This is a genomic window from Pseudomonas sp. o96-267, assembly GCF_003935465.1.
In the GTDB taxonomy this organism is placed as follows: Bacteria; Pseudomonadota; Gammaproteobacteria; order Pseudomonadales; family Pseudomonadaceae; genus Aquipseudomonas; species Aquipseudomonas sediminis.
The window spans coordinates 1-4,082 of sequence record NZ_RHQP01000074.1 but is presented as its reverse complement, the minus strand read 5'-3'; the positions used below and the strand labels follow the sequence as shown (position 1 = coordinate 4,082).

3 protein-coding genes and 1 pseudogene are annotated in these 4,082 nt (G+C 54.4%); 2 read left to right on the top strand and 2 right to left on the bottom strand.

The window, feature by feature from the left end:
- Together EGJ86_RS24705 and EGJ86_RS24700 are read left to right on the top strand one after the other, a co-directional pair.
- On the top strand, positions 1–430 hold a 430-nt coding region (locus EGJ86_RS24705), incomplete at its 5' end, for a TCP-1/cpn60 chaperonin family protein (protein ID WP_032483113.1).
- Positions 431–704: 274 nt separating this feature from the next.
- Positions 705–2,189, top strand: a complete 1,485-nt coding sequence (locus EGJ86_RS24700) for an IS91 family transposase (protein WP_022742855.1) — start codon at positions 705–707, stop codon at positions 2,187–2,189.
- A gap of 508 nt (positions 2,190–2,697) precedes the next feature.
- On the opposite strand, the gene EGJ86_RS24690 is transcribed toward EGJ86_RS24700, so the two are convergent.
- Together EGJ86_RS24690 and EGJ86_RS24685 are read right to left on the bottom strand one after the other, a co-directional pair.
- Entirely contained in the window at positions 2,698–3,477 is a 780-nt protein-coding gene (locus EGJ86_RS24690; RefSeq protein ID WP_000422634.1) for an APH(3')-VI family aminoglycoside O-phosphotransferase, read from the bottom strand.
- Between the two features lie 63 nt (positions 3,478–3,540).
- Positions 3,541–3,886: pseudogene (locus tag EGJ86_RS24685) on the bottom strand (IS30 family transposase); the annotation flags it as partial.
- Positions 3,887–4,082: the final 196 nt, after the last annotated feature.

Genomic DNA, 4,082 nt, shown 5'->3' with positions numbered 1-4,082 from the left:
GGTCTCCACGCATCGTCAGGCATTGGCGGCCTTGCTGTTCTTCTACGGCAAGGTGCTGTGCACGGATCTGCCCTGGCAGGGCATCAACGAAGACCAGAACCTGGGCATCGCCATCACCCGCCGTGCGCTGGAAGCCCCGCTGCGCGCCATCGTGGCCAACGCCGGTGAAGAACCGAGCGTGATCGTGGCCAACGTCAAGGCCGGCGAAGGCAGCTACGGCTACAACGCCGCCACCGGCGAGTTCGGCGACATGATCGCCATGGGCATCCTGGACCCGACCAAGGTGACCCGCTCGGCCCTGCAGCACGCCGCTTCCGTCGCCGGCCTTGCGATCACGACCGAAGTGGTCGTGGCCGAAGTGCCGAAGAAGGAAGAGCCGGCCATGCCGGGTGCTGGCGGTATGGGCGGCATGGGCGGCATGGATTTCTGATCCGGTTGGCCCGGTCGTCAGGGAACCGGACCGCGCCAGCGCGGTCCGATCCCGGCAACGACCCGACATCAAGGCCCCAAGGACGGGGCCGGAGCCCGGCAGCGATGCCGGGCTTTTTGTTGTGCCCGCGCCGCGGCAATGTCTGACGCGAAGATCAGAACGCACCGATACGAACGTGCGAACACAGGCGCAACACTGAGCAGCCGTCCCCGCACCGGAGCGCTGCGTGCCGCGCCTCGCCACATCCCGGCGGCAAGCCGCGGGATGCGCGCCACTGCCGTCCGCCCACACCGGTTCGCGGTACGCGCGCCACGCGCCCGAGCGCACGCTGCTGTACGCGTTGGTAGAGGCGCACTACCCGGACTTCATTGCACGGATCGAAGCGGAGGGCCGCTCGCTGCCCGGGTATGTCCGCGAGGCGTTCGATGCCTACCTGCGTTGCGGCGTACTCGAGCACGGCTTCCTGCGGGTGGTGTGCGAGCACTGCCGTGCAGAGAGGCTGGTGGCCTTCTCCTGCAAGAAGCGCGGGTTCTGCCCGAGTTGCGGCGCGCGACGCATGGCCGAGAGTGCGCGGCACCTGGTCGAGGAGGTGTTCGGCCCGCGGCCTGTGCGGCAATGGGTGCTGAGCTTTCCGTACCCCTTGCGTTTCCTGTTCGCCAGCAAGCCAGAAGCCATTGGCCCGGTGCTGGGCATCGTGCAGCGCGTGATCGCCGGCTGGTTGGCCGATCAAGCCGGCATCGACCGCGCCAGCGCCCAGTGCGGCGCGGTGACGCTGATCCAGCGTTTCGGCAGCGCGCTGAACCTGAACATCCACTTCCACATGCTGTGGCTCGACGGCGTGTACGTGGAAGCCACCGAGCTGCCGCGGCGCGAACTGCGCCTGCACCGCGCCCGTGCGCCCACCACCGCGCAGTTGACCCAGCTGGCAGCTACCATCGCGCACCGGGTGTGTCGGCACCTGACGCGCAAAGGCTGGCTCGAAGGGGAGGGCGAATCGGCCTTCCTGGCAGACAGCGCTGCAGGCGACGACAGCATGGATGGGCTGCGGATGAGTTCGATCACCTACCGCATCGCCACCGGCCGCGACGCTGGCTGCAAGGTCGTCACGCTGCAAACGCTGCCCGGTGACGCCGGTTCGCTGGAGGGCGAAGCCGGCAAGGTCGGCGGCTTCTCACTGCATGCCGGCGTGGCGGCCGAAGCACACGAAAGCCACAAGCTGGAAAAGCTGTGCCGCTACATCACGCGCCCGGCGATCAGCGAGAAGCGGCTGTCGATAGCGCTCCAGGGCAGGGTGCGTTACCAGCTCAAGACCCCGTGGCGCAATGGCACCACGCATGTGGAATGGGATCCGGTGGATTTCATCGCCAAGCTGGCGGCGCTGGTCCCGCCACCTCGCGCGCATCTCACCCGCTTCCACGGCGTATTCGCCCCGAATGCAAACCTGCGTGCGCAGCTGACGCCCTCGGGGCGCGGCAAGCGGCCTGCGGGCGATGCGGCGCCAGTGGACGTCAGCGCCCACGACGCGCCGCGCAGCCCCGAGGAGAAGCGCCGTGCGATGAGCTGGGCGCAACGGCTCAAGCGGGTCTTTTCCATCGACGTCACCGCCTGCGTCCACTGCGGTGGCACCGTGCGGATCGTCGCCAGCATCGAGGAACCCACCGCCATCCGCGCCATCCTCGCCCACTTCGAGAAGCACGGCGCGCGGGAAGAAGCGCACTACAGGCCCGCAGCGCGCGCGCCGCCAGTGCAAGCCGCGTGACGATCTGCCGGCTGCACAGCCGACGGCGAAACCGGAATCCGAGCCGATGCGGCCACGATCCGCAGGGCGGCGCTCGGCCCGCTGTCGGGAATCAGCGAAGCATGGCTGCTGACAACGCCGCTGCGTGGCCCCGCGATGCCGAAATCCCACTCACAGACGTCCGATCCGTGCCCAAAACGGGGCTTGCGCGACCGCCGCCTACCCAGCAGACTGCCCGAAAAGGGCGTTTGAACTTCCTATACGCTTTGTTAAAAATGTTGCACGATGAAATTTAAATAAACTTGTAAAGCTAATAAATTAACAATTTTATATTCAAAAAAACTTAAATCACAAGTTAAGCTAATAAACAGCTTTAGCTATTTTAAATAAGTTCATTTTAAAAACCAAAATTTAGATTCATTGGCTATATAAAGCTTTAAATCAGTAGCTTCACTAACTTTTTTCACTTATTTATTTAAAACTTAGCAACTTAAAAAGACAGTTAAGTATTTTTAGATATTGCTTGGAATCAATTCAATTCATCAAGTTTTAAAAAATAATTCCTTTTGTCAGGTCTATCATTTTTTAAATGCTTTAAAAATATTTTCGCAGTTTCCTTCGATGCATCCTCTCTTAGGCAACGTTCAACAAAGGATATATCTACAAATTCATCTGCTAACCCAGCACGGCCAAGATCTAAAAAATAAATTTCATTGAATTTATCTATAAAAATATTACTATCCGTGATATCGCCATGAGAAAAAACCAATCTTTCTTCAACACGAGTCTCATTTAACTCATTCCATAGACTTATGTAAGTTTTATGGTCTCCCCATAATTCAGCCTCAAAATCATCTTGATCTATCTCGTCAAGGAGGTGGTTATCAATAAAAAATTTTGACTCTTTTAACCGATAATCAATGTTTGAAATAAATGGACAATCAATAATAGCAACTGCATTTAACAGATTGAGTGCCTCCTTATAGATAGCAAGCAATTCTTGGTCTGTTAAAAAAAGCGCTGAAATTGGTTTTGCATTGATCGCTTTAGTGATCATGAATTCAAACTGCTCATCCTGAAAAGTCATGATGAGTTCAGGCACCTTTAATTTTTCAGAGAGCCAACTCAACATTTTCGCTTCACGAGAGACACTGTATGTGGTCTCTGTATATAAAGTGCTAGAGCGCTTAAGAAAAAAAGTTTCATTATTTCGATTAAAAGAATAAACATCCGATGGCGACTGACCAATTTTATTTGGCTCTAAAACGCTGTTTCCAATAAATTGTTGAATAATATTGGGCAATTCCATCAAGTTTTCCTTTTATTCAGCATTAAAAACCCCGCAAATGCGAGGCCTAGTAAATAGATGATCTTAATTAGGTTCACTGTAGCAAAAATATGGGGCGAATTCAAACATGAGGTGCGACAGTTTGAAAAGTCTTATGATAATCAACAAGCTGAGCAAATTTCTCTAATGGTGTAAGCCAATCTAACGCTTTTCTAGGACGAGTATTCAGTGACATGGCAACTTGATTTAAATAATGCTGATCTGCCTGATTTAAATCAATCCCTTTAGGTAAATATTGCCTAATTAAACCATTCATATTTTCGCATGTGCCTTTTTGCCAGGGTGAATGTGGGTCACAGAAATATACATCTATGCCTAAATCTTCTTCAAGTATTTTATGTTCTGCCATCTCGCGTCCACGGTCATAGGTCTAAAAGCGCAAATACCAACAAAGACTTCATGTATGTGACCCCATAATATTGATTGGCATACATCTTAACTTAAAGCATTAGGCACTGAAATAAGGCTAACTTTGTTTTAGGGCGACTGCCCTGCTGCGTAACATCGTTGCTGCTCCATAACATCAAACATCGACCCACGGCGTAACGCGCTTGCTGCTTGGATGC

What these genes read in the sequence shown, in the direction of transcription:
- EGJ86_RS24690 (WP_000422634.1), bottom strand. Translation starts at nt 3,477, where the DNA reads ATGGAATTGCCCAATATTATTCAACAATTTATTGGAAACAGCGTTTTA.